Below are 18,144 nucleotides of genomic sequence, written 5' to 3' on the forward strand. Positions count from 1 at the left end.
ACTATGCTCGCGGTTCAACCCAGAAACCCGAAAACTGACCGCGCGCGCGATGATCTTCACGCGCGCATGTCGCGTCTCGTCGTCACGTCGACCTTCCATCATGCACGCCGCCGCAACCGAAGCCCAATCCGCCGCCCTGCGCACGCTGCTGCGCAGTCTCGGCCAGATCGTGCTGCAACCGAACGCCTTCACCGGCGCGTGCCTGCTCGCCGCGTGGCTCCTCTACGATCCGCGGCTCGCCTGCGCGGCGCTGATCGGCGCGATCGCGGCCAATGTCAGCGCGCTCCTCGCCGGCTATCGCGAGGACGAGACCCGCGCCGGTCTGCACGGCTTTAACGGCGCGCTGGCGGGCCTCGCCGCGTTCAGCTATATCGCCGACAACGCAACGGCTGCCGCCGTGGCAGTGCTGGCCGCGACGGCTACGGCGTGGCTGCTGACGCCGTGGTCGCGCTGGCTGCGCTCGCGTGAACTGGGTTTCTTTTCGAGCCCTTGCCTGATCGTCACGTGGCTGTGGCTGCCGCTCCTGACCAGTATCGCTCGACCAGCGAGCGTGGCGGCCACCCATCTGCCCAGCGCGGCGCAACTGGGCAGCGGTCTGCTGGCCGGCTTCGCGCAAACCGGTTTCGCTTCGGGCGCGTGGCCGGGTGTGCTCGTGTTGACCGGCATTGCCGTGTCGTCGTGGCGGCATGCGCTTTGGGGCATCGTAGGCGTGAGTCTCGCCAGTACCGCGCACCTGCTGCTCGGCGCCAGCGCCACCTCCTTCGATGCAGGCCTGTTAGGATTCAACGGTGCGTTGACCGCGATCGCGCTCGCCGATTGCGGCGTCGCGATGACGCTCGGCGGCGTTGCAATGTCGGTCGTTTTGCAAACCGCCGCCACGTATCACGCCTTGCCTGCCATGACGGCGCCTTTTGTCCTCGCGACGTGGAGCATGCAGCGGCTTAGCCGCCGTTTCACGCGCAATGCGGCAGCGCCCGAATCCGCGGAGCGAACGGAAACCGGGCGCCCCGCTATGTCGGCGGCATCGGTAGGGCGTGCGGGTTAGAACAGATCAGCGCGGCCTGGCGCGAGCCGCCACGCAATCTCAGGAGTTCGTCATGTCGTTTACCCATACTCCCGCCGGCCGTGTCGCCGAAGTCGGACCGCTGTCCGCAGCCGAACAGCAGACCCGCATCGATCTGGCCGCGGCCTATCGCCTCGCGGCGCTCAACGGCTGGGACGATCTGATCTATACGCATATCTCAGCAAGCGTCCCCGGCGAACCCGGCCACTTTCTGATCAATCCGTTCGGCCTCGCATTCGATGAAGTCCGCGCGTCGAATCTCGTGAAGATCGATATCGAAGGCAATATCGTCGGTATGAGCGAGTATCCGGTCAACGCGACCGGCTTCGCGATACACGCTGCTGTGCATGTCGCGCGCAGCGACGCTTTTTGCGTGATGCATCTGCACAATACGGCGGGCGTCGCAGTGTCCGCCCAACCGGCCGGCTTGCTGCCGGCTTCGCAACACGCATTGCGTTTTTACGGCCAGCTCGCGTATCACGACTACGAAGGCCTCGCCTTCTCGCCAGCCGAGGCCGAACGGCTGGTCGCGCATCTCGCCGACAAACCGGCCATGCTGTTGCGCAATCATGGCACGCTGAGCGCCGGCCGAACCGTCGCCGAAGCCTATGTGCTGATGGCGACACTGATCAAGGCATGCGAAATCCAGTTGCAGGCGCAGGCATGCGGCACGGAACTCATCGTGCCGAACGACGCGGTTGCGGCGCGCACGGCCGAACAACTGTACGACGGCGGCGCAATTGAAGGCGCGCTGGAATGGCCCGCTTTGCTACGTAAGCTCGATCGGCTCGACCGCAACTATCGCGATTGAATTCAACGCTTAACATTTCTGATGACGGAGTCACGCAATGCCCACGTTTCATATCGAACTCTTCGAAGGCCGCTCGCTGGAACAGAAACGCCAGTTCGTCGAAGCCATCACCAAAGCGACGTGCGAGTCGCTCGGTGTTGAACCGAACTCGGTGGACATCATCCTCACGGATGTAAAACGCGAAAACTGGGCGACGGGTGGGCGTTTGTGGTCCGACTGAACGCGCTGGCAGGATCTATGCCTGCGATGCTGGAAGGAGCGCACCGCCGAAAATGCTGCGCGCGTTGCGCGCGCAGCCTGTCGTTCTCAGCAACGCGTAACTGCAACGCGTCGCTGCGGCGGCGAACTGCAAACCGCCGCTACACTCGCCGATTAGAAGCGGTGAATGATACCCACGCCTGCAGCAAACTGGCTGCGTGACGAGGACGGCTGGCCGTTCTGGCCGTCGCCGATATCGGCAGTTGCGTTGATGATGCTCGTGCCGTTCGTGCCAATCGTGTTGCCGTTCGCACGCTGATAGGCTTCCAGCGCATACAGACCGGTGCGCTTGGAGAGGCTGTAGTACTGCGAGAGATTGAACTGCTGATAGCTAGCCGCGCTCGTAATGCCGTTCGACTCCGTTGCACGCGTATAGCTATAGCCAGCAGCCAGGTCCAGCACCGGCACCGGCTTGAAGTGCAGCACTGCGCCGCCGGTGTTGAACGTTGCCTGGTTGCGGAACTTCGAGTTCACACCCGGGATATATTGCACGTTCGAGTACGAAACGGACACGTCCCATTGCGCGTTGAACGTATAGCCACCGGTCACTGCAACACGCTGTTGTGCCTGGTTGGTTTGATAGCCGTTGTTGATGCCCGACACACCAGCCTGCGCGCCCGCATTCGACGTCGTGGAGTCCGGACCCCATGCGCCGCCGCCAGGCGTCGAGTTGTTGATGCGCTGGAAGCCCGCAGCGATACCAAACGGACCGTTGAGGTACTGCACCGCCGCGCTCCACGTCGAACCCGCGTTCGTGCTGCCCGCCACGCCGCCCAGCGAATACGATCCGCTCACGGTCAGGCCGTACATGCTCGGCGAGGTGTACACCAGCGAGTTATTCGCACGGTACAGCGTATCGAGCGAGTCGATATCGCCCGGGTGCGCACCGTAGGCGCCAGTCAGCCAGTTGGTCGGGCTATACGGCGCCAGCAGCGTGTAGTACGAGGTGTACTGGCGGCCTGCCGTGAACGTACCGTACGAGGCATTGGTCACGCCGACATAAGCCTGGCGGTTGAACGCGAGGCCCGTGACCGACTGCGCGCCGGTGGCGCTGTTAAAGCCTTCTTCCAACTGGAAGATCGCCTTCGTGCCGCCACCCAGATCTTCGCCACCCTTCAGGCCGAAGCGGCTGCCCGCCCAGATGCCGTTGACCATCTTGACGACCGAGCGGCCGCCGGACGTCGAACCCAACGACGTCTGGCTGCTCTGATAACCAATCCCCGTGTCCACAATCCCGTACAGCGTCACGCTGCTTTGGGCGTGTGCGCCGAGGGCGACCAGCCCAAGGGCCGAGGTTGCTAGTGCCTTTTTCATTTCTGCTCCTCTTAAAAAACTCGTTTTCTAATTCTTTCTAACCACGCGTTTAGAACACCGGGTGTCCATTGATCAGACTTGGCAGCCACGTCGAGAACATCGGCACGTAGGTCACGATGTTAATCGCACTGAAGATCGCTAGATAGTACGGCCAAGCAACTTTGGTAGTTTCACCGATTGACACATTACCAATCGCACAACCAATAAATTGCACCGAACCGATCGGCGGATGCACCAGACCTAGCGCACAGTTCAACAAAATCATGATGCCGAACTGCACCGGGCCCACGCCGCTGTGCATCGCCATCGGCAGGAACAGGGGCGTGGTGATCAGGATGTGCGCCGCCATATCCACGAACGTGCCGAGGAAAATCTGAATGATGTTGATATACAAAAGCATCAACCAGGGGATCGTCGTGGCGCCGTCGAGCAGGCGCTCGATCGCGTCGGGAATCTCCAGATACGCCATCTGATAGCGCAGCATGTTCGACACGCCGATCAGCAGCAGCACCACCCCGGTGGTTTTAGCCGCTTTGGAGAGTGCCACGAACAGCTTCTTCATTGTCATCGTGCGATACACGATGATGGTCAGCACCAGCGAGTACGCCACGGCAATGGCAGCCGCCTCGGTCGCCGTCGCAATGCCTTTGGCCACGCACACCAGGATAATCGCAATCACCATCAGCCCCGGCAACGCGCCGAGGAACGTGCGACCCACCGCGAACCAGCCGGGAAAGCGCTGCAGTTCGGTCGAGCCATCCGGACGGCGCGGATAGCCGTACTTGACCGCTTGCCAGTAGGCGGCGATGAGGACGAAACCCATCACCCACAGAACCGGCAGCAGACCGGAGAACAGCAGATCGCCGATCGACACGCCGCTCATCTGATGGCCGTTCAACGTGCCCGTAATACCCTGCGCAGCGAACGCATAGATGATCATGTTCGTCGACGTCGGCATCAGCGCGCCGGCCAGCGACGAGTGCGTGGTGACGTTGACTGCATAAGCCGCGCTATAACCTTCGCGCTTCATCAGCGGAATGACCACGCCGCCCATCGCGGAGGTGTCCGCCGTAGGCGAACCAGACACGCCGCCGAACAGCGTGCAGGCGACCACGTTGGCCATGCCGAGGCCGCCGCGGAAATGCCCCACCGTGGCCTGCGCGAAACGCAGAATGCGGTCAGCGATGCCGCCGTGCAGCATCAACTCACCGGAGAAGATAAAGAACGGAACCGCCAGAAACGAAAACGCGTTCATGCCCGAGATCATCGACTGCATCGCGGTCGCCGCCGGCAGACCTTCGTACAGATAAGTCAGGACACACGACAATCCCAACGCGAACGAAACCGGGACCCCGAGGACGAGGAAAACGATAAAACTAATAGCGAGGATGGAAAGTTCCATGATTGTTCTATTTGTGTTTCGGTGCGAAGAGCGCCAGCAGGTGCTCGAACGAGAACAGTGCAATGCAGGCGCTGGCAACGACCGGAATGCAGTAGCGCAGGGCTTCGGGCAAGCCCAGAATCGGAATCCGGTCGTCTATCGTGGTCTCCGCCATTTGCAGACAGCCGAAAAAAATCGCCACGGACAAAACGATCAGGCAAATATGCTGGAACGCCGTCGCGATGAGTTGACCTTTCGGCGACAGTTTCTTGACCAGCGAATCGAGTCCGATATGGCCGCCTTCGCGAACCTTGAGCGCGGCGCCGAACATGGCGATCACGATCACCAGCAAGAGGGCGATGGGTTCGACGAAATCAGGTGCGTCGCTAAAGACATAACGCATCACGACGCTGTAGATGACCAGCAGGCACAGCGCGGCCAGACTCACCGACGCGACGACAACCAGCACGCGAAAGAGAAAATCATTTGGGCGCTTCATGAATCTCATTGACCCCATCCTTGCAACAACCGACTTATCTTTAATCTTCAGGAATCCTGCTGACCATCACCAGCTCAGGAAACCGGGGCGGGCAAAAGCCCAGCAGTTTGGCCTGCTGGGCTTTTTTACCTCTGCCGAAACCGCGAACCTTACTTGACTGCCTGGATTTCGTCGACGAGCTGTTTCATTTGCGGAGTCTTTTCGTACTTCGCCCAGACCGGCTGCATGGCCTTGACGAAAGCAGCACGATCGATCTGCGACGAGGCGACGATCGATGCGCCGCCCTTGGTGACCGTCTTGCTTGCGTCGGCTTCGCGCGCGGTCCACAGCTTCTGGTAGTAAGGCACCGAGTCAGCCGCTGCCTTCTTGATGATCTCCTGCTCCTGCGGCGACAACGTATCCCAGACCTTCTTGGAGAACACCAGCACTTCCGGCGTCATCGAATGCTGGGTTTCGGAATAGACCGGCGCGACTTCGAAGTGCTTGGTCTCTTCGTACGACGGCAGGTTGTTTTCCGCTGCGTCGACCAGACCCGTCTTCAGGCCCGTATAGACTTCGGCGAACGGCATCGGGGTCGGCGTGCCGCCCATTGCCTTGATCTCGTCAACCATCAGGTCGGAAGGCTGCACGCGCACCTTGAGGCCCTTCATGTCGGCCGGCGAGTGAATCGGCTTCTTCGTGTAGATCGAACGCGCGCCGCTCTCATAGAACGTCAGCGCGATCATGCCCTTCGCCTTGAAGGCGTCGAGAATCTTCTGGCCTTCCGGGCCGTACATCACCTTGCGGAAATGGTCGATGTCACGGAACAGGAACGGCAGCGACGGAATCATCGATTCCGGAACGATTTCGTTGAACGCAGCACCGTTGGCGCGAGCCATGTCCAGTGCGCCGATGCGCACCTGATCGATCGTGTCGTTTTCGGAACCCAGCGCGCTGTTGCCGAAGACCTTCACGGTGTCCTTGCCAGCCGTTGCCTTGCTGATCTCTTCACCCATGTATTTCACGGCCATATTGGTCGGATAGGCGTCGCCATGCACGTCCGACACGCGGAACACACGCGCCTGTGCCGAGCCGGCGCCGAGTGCCAGCACGGCGGCCGCAATAATCATCGAAACCTGGGAAGAGGCGAACTTCTTTTTCATCGTGACATTCCTTGAAAATTAGACCATCCAATCGATTGCGGATGTTGCGACACGGTTTTAATGCGGGTATTACTGCGGGCTTTAATCCGTTCCCCGGCGTCGGAAATGTTCCACGCCTGTTTTCCCAGCCATGCAAGTGCCATCGTTTCCGAGGCAATCGCCGGCTGCGCTGACCTGTTCGACATCCCCGGAACAGACACTCAGCACTCCTCTTTGAAAACCTGACTTCCCTCACTCGACTGCATCCGCAGGACACCCCAGCAGGCGTTGCTCATGTACATGGAGCGCGCCCTATTCACCCTGCAGTCCCGAAACACCTAGAAAGCAAACTGTTTGCGCTCGTACGTTGTACGACGACATATGAAGTCTATAAAACGGTCTTTGCGTTGTACAGCCGGTATTTACCCGCACAGATACGCGGCGCACATGCTGATAGACGCTCTGTGTGCGGCCTCGCTATACACCACATGGGAAAGGGACTTGAGGGGAAAGGAACGAAGCGTCGCAGCCCTGTTTGACGTAGGGTCAATTGCGGTCAGCATGTGGTCTTAATGAGACAGTGTTGTACGACGAGTGACGATCGATTTGCAAGGCCGCAAGGACACTGAAGGCCACGCGGCTCGCTCAGACACTCGTCACTTCACAGTTCGCCTGCGTAGTCAGGCTCAGGCAGGCCGCTTACGCCTGGGCGCAGCGCGAACAGATGGCCGTCGTGTTCGCTGGCGTCCGCCGCGGGACGGATCGACGTCACGAACAACGTATCCAGATCCCGGCCGCCGAACGCGCACATCGACGGCTTGGTGGCCGGCACGGCAATCTGGCGGTCGAGCTTGCCTTGCGGCGTGAAGCGCAACAGCAGGCCGGCGTCGTTCGCGCAGATCCAGTAGCAGCCGTCGGCATCCACCGCGGCGCCATCCGGACGGCCGGCGTAGTCATGCAGATCCGCGAACACACGGCGGTTGCGCGGCTCGCCCGTGTTTGTATCGAAGTCGAACGCCCAGATCAGCCGGCGTGAAGGATGGGAATCGGACAGGTACATCGTCGCGCCATCCGGTGACCAGCCAAGACCGTTCTGGGTAATCAGCGCGTCGACCACCGGCGCCGACAGCACGCCGCTGGCGTCGAATCGATAGAGCACGCCGGCAGGATTCGCGGCCGCCATGTCCTGCACCATCGTGCCGGACCAGAAGCGCCCCTGGCGATCACAGCGGCCGTCGTTAAAACGCATGTCGGAAAATGGAAAGACCGGCGCGGCGAGCTTCCTGCCGCTCACCTTCACCGGCTCGCCGCCCGCTGCACCTTCAATCAGCGTGACCGCAAAAAGGCCCGTTTCGCAGCCGGCCAGCACCGTACCGCGATGGTCGAACGCAATACACGCGACCTTTTCCGGCAGCATCCACTCCGAGCGCTCGCCCGAGTCGACACGCAAGCGCACGATTTTTTGCGCCGGGATATCCACCCAGTACAAGGCCTGTTCCGCCGCACGCCAGACCGGACTTTCGCCGACCAGCGCAGGCGCCTGCCCCGCTGCCTCGACCCGCTCGACGTTGACCAGCGCGCTCATCGCTTCGGCTCCATCGGACCGGCCAGCACGAATGGGCCGCCCTGAAACTGCTGGGTCGGGTCGTCGAAGTTCGTATCGGGTGCGCCAACCGGAAAGAGGTGCTCGAACTCAGCCGAACTATCCTGCGGACGGAAGCCGAGAAACGCCGCCTTCGTGTTGTCCACCCACTTGATGCGGTTATCCGAGACGCCATAGGCGATCGTATGCCCCACGCGGTTGGTGAACAGCGAGCAGCGCACCAGTTCGATGAAGTCGCGAAAACTGAGGTACGTCACGAGCATGCGCGGATTTCTCGGTTGCTCGAACGACGAACCGATCCGCAGACACACCGTCTCCAGCCCGAAGCGGTCGAAGTAATAGCGCGACAGCGATTCGCCGAAACACTTCGTCACGCCATACAGGCTGTCCGGACGCAGCGGCGCGTCGACATCCACCACCGACGTCACCGGATGAAAACCCACCGCGTGATTCGAGCTGGCGTAGACAATGCGCTTCACGCCCTGCTTCTGCGCCGCGGAATAGAGGTTGTACAGGCCGCGGATATTCGCTTCGAGCAGATCCTCGAACGGCGCCTCGACGGAAATGCCGCCGAGATGCACCACCGCGTCGACGCCTTCAAGCAGCGTGTGCACGGCGGCTTCATCCGCGAGGTCGACGATCGAGGCTTCCTCATGTGCGGCCACTTCGCCGAGCGGCGCAATATCGGTCACCCGCACGATGTCGGCCCACGCGCCTAGCGCGTTGCGCGCCTGGCGGCCCAGATTGCCGGCGGCGCCGGTGAGCAGAAGGCGGCGGAAGGGTTTTTGCGTGGCGGGGCGTTCGGAGTTTGAGTCGGTCATGGTTCTATCTGTTGCGTCGTTATTCTTGCCGGCCGCCAATGTTCTTGCGCAGCCGGCGTGTTGCATTCTCGTGCTGCCTCAGGTGGCCAATTTGCATAGCCAATCCGGCCAGTCGTGGCCAGTCACCAATCAGGTCACCGGCGCCGGATTGAACAGCACCAATGCGTTGTGCAGTTTGAGCTTTTCGGCGCAAGTCTGCTTGCGCCCGCTGGCTACGTCGAGCATCAGGCGGAACAATTCCCAGCCCACATCTTCAATGCTCGCCTCGCCGGTGGCGATGGTGCCGGCGTTGATATCCATCAGATCGTGCCAGCGGCGCGCGAGATCGGAGCGCGTCGCCACCTTGATGACCGGCACTTCGGCGAGGCTGTACGGCGTGCCGCGGCCGGTGGTGAACACGTGCAGGTTGATACCCGCAGCGAGTTGCAGCGTGCCGCAGATGAAGTCGCTCGCCGGCGTTGCAGCGTAGATCAAACCCTTCTGCCGGACCTTCTCACCTGGCGAGAGCACGCCGGAAATGGCCGAGTTGCCGGACTTGATGATCGAACCCATCGCCTTTTCGACGATGTTCGACAAGCCGCCTTTCTTGTTGCCGGGCGTGGTGTTCGCGCTGCGGTCGGCGCCGCCGCGCTTCAGATAATCGTCGTACCACTGCATTTCGCGGATGATCGCCGCTGCCACGTCCGCATTCGCCGCGCGTGCCGTCAGTTGATCGACGCCGTCGCGCACTTCGGTGACTTCCGAGAACATGACCGTCGCGCCCGCGCGCACCAGCAGATCGGTGGCGAAGCCCACGGCGGGATTCGCGGTCAGGCCGGAGAAGGCGTCGCTGCCCCCGCATTGCACGCCGATCACCAGATCGGCGGCCGGGCAGGTTTCGCGACGGCGATTGTTCAGCCGCTTCAGATGACCTTCGGCCGTGCGCATGATCGACTCGATCATCGACTGGAAGCCGACGTGCGCATCATCCTGCAGCACGACCACGTCACCATTCAGCTCGCCCTCGATATCGCCAATATCGGCAACCTCAGCGACATTCGCCGCCGCCGCGATCGGAATCGTGCCCGGCGGCATCAGCCGTTCAGGCTGCAGCTTCTCGCAGCCGAGGCTGACCATCATGACCTCGCCGCCGAAATTCGGGTTCAGGCTGATATTGCGCACCGTGCGGATCGGCACCATGGCGTCCGGCGCGTCGATCGCGACGCCGCAACCGTAGGTATGGCCGAGGCCCACTACGTCATCGACATTGGGATAGCGCGGCAACAACTCGGCCTTGATGCGGGTAACCGCATGCTGAACCACGTCGGCCACGCATTGCACCGTGGTGGTGATCGCCAGAATGTTGCGCGAACCGACCGAGCCGTCCGCGTTGCGATACCCCTCGAACGTGAAGCCTTCGAGCGGCGGCATCTCCGGCGCCTTGATGGTGGCGATCGGCAGATCTTCCAGCCCGGGCGGGCTCGGCATGCGGATCACGTGCTCGTTGATCCAGCTTCCCTTCGGCAGCGACTTGAGCGCATAGCCGATCACCACGTTATAGCGGATGACCTCGTCGCCTTCCGCGAGATCGGCGAGCGCCACCTTGTGCCCTTGCGGCACACGCTCGCGCAGCGCGAGACCATCGGGAAATACCGCGCCCTCACCCAGACCGCCGTCATTGACGACGATTGCGACGTTGTCGTTGGGGTGAACGCGAATATAGAGCGGGGACAGTTCCATTGCATCGATCCTTATGGCGTTTTCACGCCTGCTACGCCGATAATTCATATGTCATCCTACAACATAGCCAGCGGCGCAGACGTTCCGTATTTACCCTGGTCGTCGATTATGCCGTGAAAACAGTGTTGAAGTCGCCAATTTCTTGTTGTACGATGACGTATAAGAATTGTCTATTCCCATAACTCGACGCCTGGATACTACTCATCATGACGACACCGCAGGAACTGAAGCAGATCGTTTCGGAAGGCCTTTTGTCTTTCCCCGTCACCGACTTCGACGAACAAGGCGACTTCCGCGCCGATACGTATGCTGAGCGCCTTGAATGGCTTGCTCCGTACGGCGCCTCGGCGCTGTTCGTCGCCGGCGGCACGGGTGAGTTCTTTTCCTTGACGCACAACGACTATTCGAACGTCGTGCGCACGGCAACGGAAGTCTGCAAGGGCAAGGTGCCGATCCTCGCCGGCGCGGGCGGCCCGACCCGCGTGGCGATCGCTTACGCTCAGGAAGCGCGCCGCCATGGTGCGAACGGCATTCTGCTGATGCCGCACTACCTGACCGAAGCCTGCCAGGAAGGCATCGCCGCGCACGCTGAAGAGGTCTGCAAGTCCGTGCCGGACATGGGCGTGATCATCTATAACCGCGCCAATTCGAAACTGAACGCCGACATGCTCGAAGGTCTGGCCGAGCGCTGCCCGAACCTGATCGGCTTCAAGGACGGCGTGGGCGAGATCGAGAACATGGTGTCGATCCGCCGCCGTCTGGGCGAGCGCTTCTCCTACCTCGGCGGCCTGCCGACCGCGGAAGTCTACGCGGCCGCATACAAGGCGCTGGGCGTGCCGGTGTACTCGTCGGCGGTGTTCAACTTCATTCCGAAGACGGCCATGGACTTCTACCGCGCGATTGCCGCGGACGACCACGCCACCGTCGGCAAGCTGATCGACGAATTCTTCCTGCCGTATCTGGCGATCCGCAATCGCCGTCAGGGCTACGCGGTCAGCATCGTGAAGGCCGGCGCGAAGCTCGTCGGCCATAGCGCCGGTCCGGTGCGCGCGCCGCTGACCGATCTGACCGAAGAAGAAATGGCTCAGCTCGACGTGCTGATCAAAAAGCTCGGCGCACAGTAAACGCCCTGCGGCCGTGCGAGTCTGGCCGCGCAGATGGCCTCGCACATAGCGCCCGGCACGGCAACGTCGCCGGGCGTTTTTTCACCGTATGAATCCGCCACGCGGGCACATTCCGGCACGCCCCTTACGGCAAACGCCGGTCGAGCGGAAAGCCGCCGCAGCCGATAGCGACATAAGCCTGGGAGCCCCTCCCTCGCGAAATCAGGAATTCAGGAGACGATCATGGAAGTGAGCCACACGGCGAGCCCCGCCGACATCGTGAAGCGCACGAGGGTCCGCTACACGATTCTGTTGCTGATCTTTCTCATCACGACATTCAACTACGCGGACCGCGCCACGCTCTCGGTCACCGGCACCGCGATGCGCGCCGAATTCGGCTTCGACGCGATCAGGATGGGCTACATCTTCTCCGCGTTCAGCTGGGCCTACGTGCTGTCGCAATTGCCCGCCGGCTGGCTGCTCGACCGGTTCGGCGCGCGGCGCGTGTACGCGGCAAGCATCTTCCTGTGGTCGCTCTTCACGCTGCTGCAAAGCTCGATCGGTTTGCTGGGGAGCGCGGCCGCCGCCGTCACCGCGCTATTCGTGCTGCGCTTTGCGATGGGCGCGGCGGAATCACCGGCGTTTCCTGCCAATGCGAAGGTAGTTGCCAGCTGGTTCCCGACGACCGAACGCGGCACGGCATCCGCCATTTTCAATTCGGCGCAGTATTTCGCGGCGGTCGTTTTCACGCCGCTCATGGCGTGGCTGACCCACGCGTTCGGCTGGCATGAGGTCTATCTCGTGATGGGCGTGGCCGGGCTCCTGCTCGCCCTGACGTGGCTCAAGGTGATGAAAAATCCCGCCGACCACCCACGGGTTTCACGCGCCGAACTCGACTACATCGAACAGGGTGGCGGCGTGGTGAATGGCCATACGCGCGCGCAGCCCGTTGACATCGCGCGGACCGGCGGCTGGTCTCTGGTGCGCCAACTGCTCAGCAACCGGATGCTGCTAGGCGTCTATCTGGCTCAGTACTGCATCAACGTGCTGACCTACTTCTTCCTGACCTGGTTTCCGATCTACCTCGTGCAGGCGCGCGGCATGACGATCCTGCAAGCGGGTCTGGTCGCATCGCTGCCGGCGATCTGCGGCTTCTCCGGCGGCGTGCTCGGCGGCATTCTCTCTGACACGCTGATCCGGCGCGGCCATTCGCTCACCGTCGCGCGCAAGGCGCCGATCGTTGGCGGCATGCTGCTGTCGGTCAGCATCATCGGCTGCAATTATGTGACGACCGACTGGCTGGTGGTCGCGCTCATGTCGCTCGCGTTCTTCGGCAAAGGGATTGGAGCGCTCGGCTGGGCCGTTGTCGCGGATACCTCGCCTAAAGAGGCGCTCGGTCTGTCCGGATCCATCTTCAATATGTTCGGCAATGTGGCGGGCATCGTGACGCCCATCGTGATCGGCTATCTGGTCGCGAAAACCGGCTCGTTCAACGGCGCGCTGGTTTTCGTCGGCCTGAATGCCTTGCTCACGGTATTCAGTTACCTCGTCATCGTCAAAGACATCAAACGGGTCGAGCTGCGCCGCTCATGAAGCACGCCATGCCGTGGAGTTATCGTACTTCCCGTTGCGCGCCGAAAAACCACGAAAAGTGACCCGTTTCGCAGCGAAAATTACAGTGTAAACGCCAAGTCTGGCGTTTATGCCGCGAATGGTTATGCACTTGTATAATCAGTCATCAGACGACGGTATAATGAAACGCAGGAAGTATCTGCAACTAATTGATTTGAGGGGCGTTTTCGATGGCTACACCACTGGCTTCCGCAGCTCCGCCACGCCGCGCTCGTAATCTGGCCGAGTTCGTCGTCAGCTACGTCACCGAGCAGATCGCATCCAATGCGTTAAAGCCCGGCGACAAACTGCCGACCGAATCACAGCTCATGGTCACGCTGAGTGTCAGCCGCACGGTGATCCGCGAAGCCATTTCGCGCCTGCAGGCGGGCAAAGTCATCGAGACGCGCCACGGCATCGGCAGCTTCGTGCTCGAGCCACAGCGCGAGAAACTGGGCATCGACATGGTGCCCGCCACCACGCTGCGCGACGTGCTGTCGATCCTGGAGTTGCGCATCAGCCTCGAAACGGAATGCGCCGGTCTGGCAGCTCAACGCGCCAAGCCGGACGACCTCGCGCGCATGCGCACCGCGCTCGACGCGATCGAGGCAACCCGCCACAACGGTCTGGACAGCGTCGACGCCGACCTCCAGTTCCACATCTCCGTGGCGCGCGCAACGGGCAACCGGTATTTCGTCGACATCCTCACGCAAATGGGCAGCGCGTTGATTCCGCGCAACCGGCTCGACTCGGCGGGAATCGCCCATGCCGAACCGGACGCCTACCTGTCGCTCGTCAATCTCGAACACGAAAGCATTCTCGAAGCGATCACGCGGCATGATGCGGACGGCGCGCGCGCGGCCATGCGCATGCACCTGTCCAATAGCCGGGAGCGGCTCAGGCGCGCCAACGAAACCGCTGACGCTAACGGCTGAACCGGTACGCGTTGACGCAAGAAAAATGGCCGGGAATTCCCGGCCATTTTTTTGGCTCACGCGCGGCACACGTGCCGCGCGCTTAGCACTTAGCTGCGCGTGATCTCGCCATCGCGACGACGCCACAGGTCCAGCGGATTGCTGTCGGCCAGCGACTCAGGCAGCAGATCGGCCGGGAAATCCTGGTAGCAGACCGGGCGCAGGAAGCGCTCGATCGACGTGGTTCCCACCGAGGTCGCCCGGCTATCGGACGTCGCCGGGAACGGGCCGCCGTGCACCATCGCGTGCGACACCTCGACACCCGTCGGGAACCCGTTGACCAGAATCCGCCCGACCTTGCGTTCGAGGATCGGCGCCAGCGTTTTCGCGGCCGACAGATCGGCGCTGTCCATCTGCACCGTGGCGGTCAATTGACCCTCAACGTGCTCGGCCACCGCGAGCATCTCCTGCTCGTCCTTGCAACGCACGATGGTCGACACCGGGCCGAACACCTCGTTCTCGAGCGCCGGCGTGGCCAGGAAGGTGGCGGCGTCGGTCACGAACAACGCCGCGCGCGCCTGCGTCGGGCCGGTCGCCTCAGCACCGCGCGCCACGGTCTCGACGCCCTTGGTGGCGGCCAGCTTGCACTCGCCGTCGCCATATGCCGCGTGGATGCCGGCGGTGAGCATGGTCTGGGCCGGCTTGGCGGTCAGCGCTTCGGACGCCGTTGCCACGAACTGCTTCAGGGCGTCGCTGTCGACGGCAATGGCGAGCCCCGGGTTGGTACAGAACTGCCCCGCGCCGAGCACCAGCGAATCGACGAAGCCGCGCGCAATGCTGTCGCCACGCTGCGAGAGCGCGTTTGACAGGAGAAACACCGGGTTGATGCTGCTCATCTCGGCGAAGACCGGGATCGGCTCGGCACGGGCGGCCGCGATCCGCATCAGCGCAAGGCCGCCTGCCCGCGAGCCGGTGAAACCAACCGCCTTGATCGCCGGATGCGCAACCAGCGCTTCCCCGACTGCATTGCCCGCGCCGAGGACCAGCGAAAACACGCCCTCGGGCAGATCCATTTCCTGCGCGACACGCTGAATCACCCGGCCGACCATCTCCGATGTGCCAAGGTGGGCGCCGTGAGCCTTGACCACCACCGGGCAACCCGCCGCGAGCGCCGCAGCCGTGTCACCGCCTGCCACCGAAAATGCGAGCGGGAAGTTGCTGGCACCGAACACTGCCACCGGGCCCAGCGGAATCTTTCGCATGCGCAGATCGGAGCGCGGCAGCGGCTTGCGCTCCGGCAACGGCGAATCCAACGTGGCGGCGAGCCATTGCCCCGCTCTGACGACTTGCGCGAACAGCTTGAGCTGCCCCGTCGTGCGACCGCGTTCGCCTTCGAGGCGCGCCTTCGGCAGGCCGGATTCTTCGTGCGCGCGTTGAATCAGCGCGTCACCCAGCGCCGTGATGCCGTCGGCGATACGCTCGAGAAACTCGGCGCGCACCGTGAGCGGCAGTTGGCGGTACGGGTCGAACGCCTTCTGCGCAAGCTCGCACGCCAGTCCGACATGCGCGGCCGTGCCGCCGCCGAAAACAGGCTCCGCGATGTCAGCTCCCGTGGCAGGATTGAACGCACGCAATGATTGTTCTTCGCCGCGCACCGCGTTGCGACCAATCAGCATTTCGCCGGTAATAGACATTTCGCTTTCTTTCCTTGGATAACCGTCTTTGATATCGGTCATCCTATAACATTAGGGGTGCCCCATGCAACCGGCCTGGCCCGTCCTGAGGAAAATTCGGGTTTACGTGGCAGTTACAACGGACCGGGCCAGTGCTAATCTGCAAATAGACGTACGACGACCTATAACATGCGAATCAGCAAACGTCGGAGCTTGCCCGATCAATCGCAGTTTGAGGATACCCCTATGCCAGCTGCCACGCCGTACCAGCCCTTACCCAATAGCTTTCGCCGCGCGGTATGCGGCGGCGAAACCCTGATCGGCTGCTGGGCCTCGCTCGCCAGTCCGATCGTCACGGAATTGCTCGGCATCGTCGGTTTCGACTGGATGCTGCTGGACGCCGAACACGCGCCTAACGACGTGCTCACGCTGATTCCCCAGCTGATGGCGCTGAAAGACAGCCCGAGCGCGCCGGTCGTGCGGCCGCCGGCCAATGACAGCGTATTCATCAAACGGCTGCTCGATAGCGGCTTCTCGAACTTTCTGGTGCCGTTTGTCGAGAGCGCCGACGACGCAGCGCGCGCCGTCGCGGCGACCCGCTATCCGCCGCAGGGAATTCGCGGCGTGTCGGTGAGTCATCGGGGCAATCGCTACTCGACCGTGCCCGACTACTTCGAGATCGCCAACGACAACGTCTGCGTCATCGTGCAGATTGAAAGCCGCAAAGGCGTCGACGCGATCGACGAGATTCTCGCCGTCGAGGGCATCGATGGCGTCTTCGTCGGACCGTCCGACCTTGCGGCGGCCTACGGCCATCTCGGCAATGCGGCCCATCCCGAGGTGCAGGAGGCCATTGCGCGTGTCTTCGAACGCGCGCAGGCCGCCGGCAAGCCGAGCGGCATCCTGGCGCCGGTTCAGGCCGACGCGGAGCGCTATATCTCGATGGGCTGCCGCGTCGTCGCGGTGTGCGCGGATATGGGGCTTCTGAAAGGCGCCGCGCAGGCGGTTCAAAAACACTTCATGCAGAAATAAGCGGGCCGGAATTACGCGCGTTCGCTATGACATCTCCGGAGAATTCCATGCAAAAGGCAGGTTTTATTGGACTCGGCATCATGGGCAAGCCCATGGCCGCCAACCTTCTCAAGAACGGCGTGGCACTCGCCGCTTTCACGCGCAGCGGTCTGCCTGACGATCTCAGGCAAGCCGGCGCGCTCGCGTGCGACAGCCCGGCAGCCGTTGCCGGCCAGGCTGATGTGATCTTCATCATGGTGCCGGACACCCCGGACGTGGAGCGCGTTCTGTTCGGCGAACAGGGGCTTGCCGAGGCGTTGCGCCCGGGCCAGACCGTCGTCGACATGAGCTCGATTTCGCCGATGGCCACCCGCGAGTTCGCGGCGCGCGTGCGTGAACGCGGCGCCGACTATCTGGACGCACCGGTTTCCGGCGGTGAAGTCGGCGCCAAAGCCGGTTCGCTGACCATCATGGTCGGCGGCGCAACCGCGACCTTCGACAACGTCAAGCCGCTGTTCGATATGATGGGCAAGAATGTCACGCTGATCGGCGACGTAGGCGCCGGGCAGGTTTGCAAGGTGGCCAATCAGGTGATCGTCGCGGCGACCATCGAGGCAGTCGGCGAGGCGCTGCTGCTCGCGTCGAAAGCCGGCGTGGATCCGGCGCGCGTGCGCGAAGCGCTGATGGGCGGCTTTGCCTCTTCCCGCATTCTTGAAGTGCACGGCGAACGCATGACCAAGCGCACTTTCGACCCGGGCTTCCGGATCGAGCTGCACCAGAAGGATCTGAACCTCGCGTTGTCGACCGCGCAAGCGCTCGGTGTTTCCTTGCCCAATACGGCTACCTGTCAGGCGCTTTTCAATGCCTGCGTGGCGCACGGCGGCAAAGCATGGGACCACTCCGCGATGGTGCGCGCGCTCGAAATACTCGCCAACCACGAAATCGGCCAGCAGCCCGCTTAAGTCGAACACCTTTCAATGCGCCGTTCCACCTGCTCTATGCGGATAGAGAAGATGGAGCGGCGCATTCGCGCGTTCGCGGCCTGAGCGAGCCTGAGCTAGCAAGTCTCACCGGCAACAGCTTCAGACTCACTCGCATCTTTTTATTACAAATATTAAGGATGACTTACAGAATGGGAGGCTGTTTCGATATCCACCGCCGGTTCAGGCAACGGATTGACGAACCGCTTCCCATCGAGTTCTTACGATCACTCACAACGCCCAAAGGGCAAGGAGACATCCG

Annotated in this window: 17 protein-coding genes; 9 read left to right on the forward strand and 8 right to left on the reverse strand. The window is 62.2% G+C overall.

Annotation, left to right across the window (positions count from 1 at the left end):
• Positions 1–100: 100 nt before the first annotated feature.
• The 3 genes from PQR27_RS27820 to PQR27_RS27830 are packed head-to-tail and all read left to right on the forward strand — an operon-like array spanning position 101 to position 2,094.
• Positions 101–1,045 (forward strand): urea transporter, encoded by a 945-nt coding sequence (locus PQR27_RS27820; protein WP_408526811.1) that lies wholly within the window; start codon positions 101–103, stop codon positions 1,043–1,045.
• 52 nt (positions 1,046–1,097) lie between these two features.
• Positions 1,098–1,874: a class II aldolase/adducin family protein gene (locus PQR27_RS27825; protein WP_408526812.1), complete on the forward strand. Its 777-nt coding sequence runs from the start codon at positions 1,098–1,100 to the stop codon at positions 1,872–1,874.
• A gap of 37 nt (positions 1,875–1,911) precedes the next feature.
• Positions 1,912–2,094 (forward strand): 4-oxalocrotonate tautomerase, encoded by a 183-nt coding sequence (locus PQR27_RS27830; protein WP_408526813.1) that lies wholly within the window; start codon positions 1,912–1,914, stop codon positions 2,092–2,094.
• Positions 2,095–2,246: 152 nt separating this feature from the next.
• Here the strand turns inward: PQR27_RS27830 and PQR27_RS27835 are convergent, their stop codons facing one another.
• The 3 genes from PQR27_RS27835 to PQR27_RS27845 are packed head-to-tail and all read right to left on the reverse strand — an operon-like array spanning position 2,247 to position 5,335.
• Positions 2,247–3,446 (reverse strand): porin, encoded by a 1,200-nt coding sequence (locus PQR27_RS27835; protein ID WP_408526814.1) that lies wholly within the window; start codon positions 3,444–3,446, stop codon positions 2,247–2,249.
• 49 nt (positions 3,447–3,495) lie between these two features.
• A complete protein-coding gene (locus PQR27_RS27840) occupies positions 3,496–4,848 on the reverse strand; it encodes a TRAP transporter large permease (RefSeq protein WP_408526815.1) in 1,353 nt (450 codons plus the stop codon).
• Between the two features lie 7 nt (positions 4,849–4,855).
• Complete coding sequence (locus PQR27_RS27845; protein WP_408526816.1) at positions 4,856–5,335, reverse strand: TRAP transporter small permease; 480 nt, start codon at positions 5,333–5,335, stop codon at positions 4,856–4,858.
• On the opposite strand from PQR27_RS27845, the gene PQR27_RS27850 reads away from it, so the two are divergent.
• The gene (locus PQR27_RS27850; protein WP_408526817.1) at positions 5,325–5,483 is read left to right on the forward strand and encodes a hypothetical protein; all 159 of its coding nucleotides are present in this window, start codon (positions 5,325–5,327) and stop codon (positions 5,481–5,483) included. The genes PQR27_RS27845 and PQR27_RS27850 overlap by 11 nt on opposite strands.
• On the opposite strand, the gene PQR27_RS27855 is transcribed toward PQR27_RS27850, so the two are convergent.
• The 4 genes from PQR27_RS27855 to garD form a co-directional block, all read right to left on the reverse strand.
• Entirely contained in the window at positions 5,476–6,468 is a 993-nt protein-coding gene (locus PQR27_RS27855; protein WP_408526818.1) for a TRAP transporter substrate-binding protein, read from the reverse strand. The two genes, PQR27_RS27850 and PQR27_RS27855, sit on opposite strands and share 8 nt — an antisense overlap.
• Before the next feature lie 640 nt (positions 6,469–7,108).
• Positions 7,109–8,032, reverse strand: coding sequence for an SMP-30/gluconolactonase/LRE family protein (locus tag PQR27_RS27860; RefSeq protein ID WP_408526819.1), 924 nt, complete (start codon positions 8,030–8,032; stop codon positions 7,109–7,111).
• Positions 8,029–8,871: an NAD-dependent epimerase/dehydratase family protein gene (locus PQR27_RS27865; RefSeq protein WP_408526820.1), complete on the reverse strand. Its 843-nt coding sequence runs from the start codon at positions 8,869–8,871 to the stop codon at positions 8,029–8,031. Before PQR27_RS27865 ends, PQR27_RS27860 begins: the two co-directional genes overlap by 4 nt.
• Positions 8,872–9,000: 129 nt before the next feature.
• Entirely contained in the window at positions 9,001–10,590 is a 1,590-nt protein-coding gene (garD, locus tag PQR27_RS27870) for a galactarate dehydratase (RefSeq protein ID WP_408526821.1), read from the reverse strand.
• A gap of 206 nt (positions 10,591–10,796) precedes the next feature.
• Between garD and kdgD the strand changes: the two genes are divergently transcribed.
• From kdgD to PQR27_RS27885, 3 genes are all read left to right on the forward strand, one after another.
• Positions 10,797–11,714 (forward strand): 5-dehydro-4-deoxyglucarate dehydratase, encoded by a 918-nt coding sequence (gene kdgD, locus PQR27_RS27875; protein ID WP_408526822.1) that lies wholly within the window; start codon positions 10,797–10,799, stop codon positions 11,712–11,714.
• 222 nt (positions 11,715–11,936) lie between these two features.
• The gene (locus PQR27_RS27880; protein ID WP_408526823.1) at positions 11,937–13,286 is read left to right on the forward strand and encodes an MFS transporter; all 1,350 of its coding nucleotides are present in this window, start codon (positions 11,937–11,939) and stop codon (positions 13,284–13,286) included.
• A gap of 209 nt (positions 13,287–13,495) precedes the next feature.
• Positions 13,496–14,239 (forward strand): FadR/GntR family transcriptional regulator, encoded by a 744-nt coding sequence (locus PQR27_RS27885; protein WP_408526824.1) that lies wholly within the window; start codon positions 13,496–13,498, stop codon positions 14,237–14,239.
• An 89-nt stretch (positions 14,240–14,328) separates the two neighbouring features.
• On the opposite strand, the gene PQR27_RS27890 is transcribed toward PQR27_RS27885, so the two are convergent.
• The gene (locus PQR27_RS27890; protein WP_408526825.1) at positions 14,329–15,912 is read right to left on the reverse strand and encodes an aldehyde dehydrogenase (NADP(+)); all 1,584 of its coding nucleotides are present in this window, start codon (positions 15,910–15,912) and stop codon (positions 14,329–14,331) included.
• Between the two features lie 225 nt (positions 15,913–16,137).
• On the opposite strand from PQR27_RS27890, the gene garL reads away from it, so the two are divergent.
• Entirely contained in the window at positions 16,138–16,923 is a 786-nt protein-coding gene (gene garL, locus PQR27_RS27895; protein WP_408526826.1) for a 2-dehydro-3-deoxyglucarate aldolase, read from the forward strand.
• Between the two features lie 26 nt (positions 16,924–16,949).
• Positions 16,950–17,864 (forward strand): 2-hydroxy-3-oxopropionate reductase, encoded by a 915-nt coding sequence (locus PQR27_RS27900; protein ID WP_408526827.1) that lies wholly within the window; start codon positions 16,950–16,952, stop codon positions 17,862–17,864.
• Positions 17,865–18,144: the final 280 nt, after the last annotated feature.

The organism is Paraburkholderia fungorum, from assembly GCF_046027215.1.
GTDB classification, from domain to species: Bacteria; Pseudomonadota; Gammaproteobacteria; order Burkholderiales; family Burkholderiaceae; genus Paraburkholderia; species Paraburkholderia fungorum_D.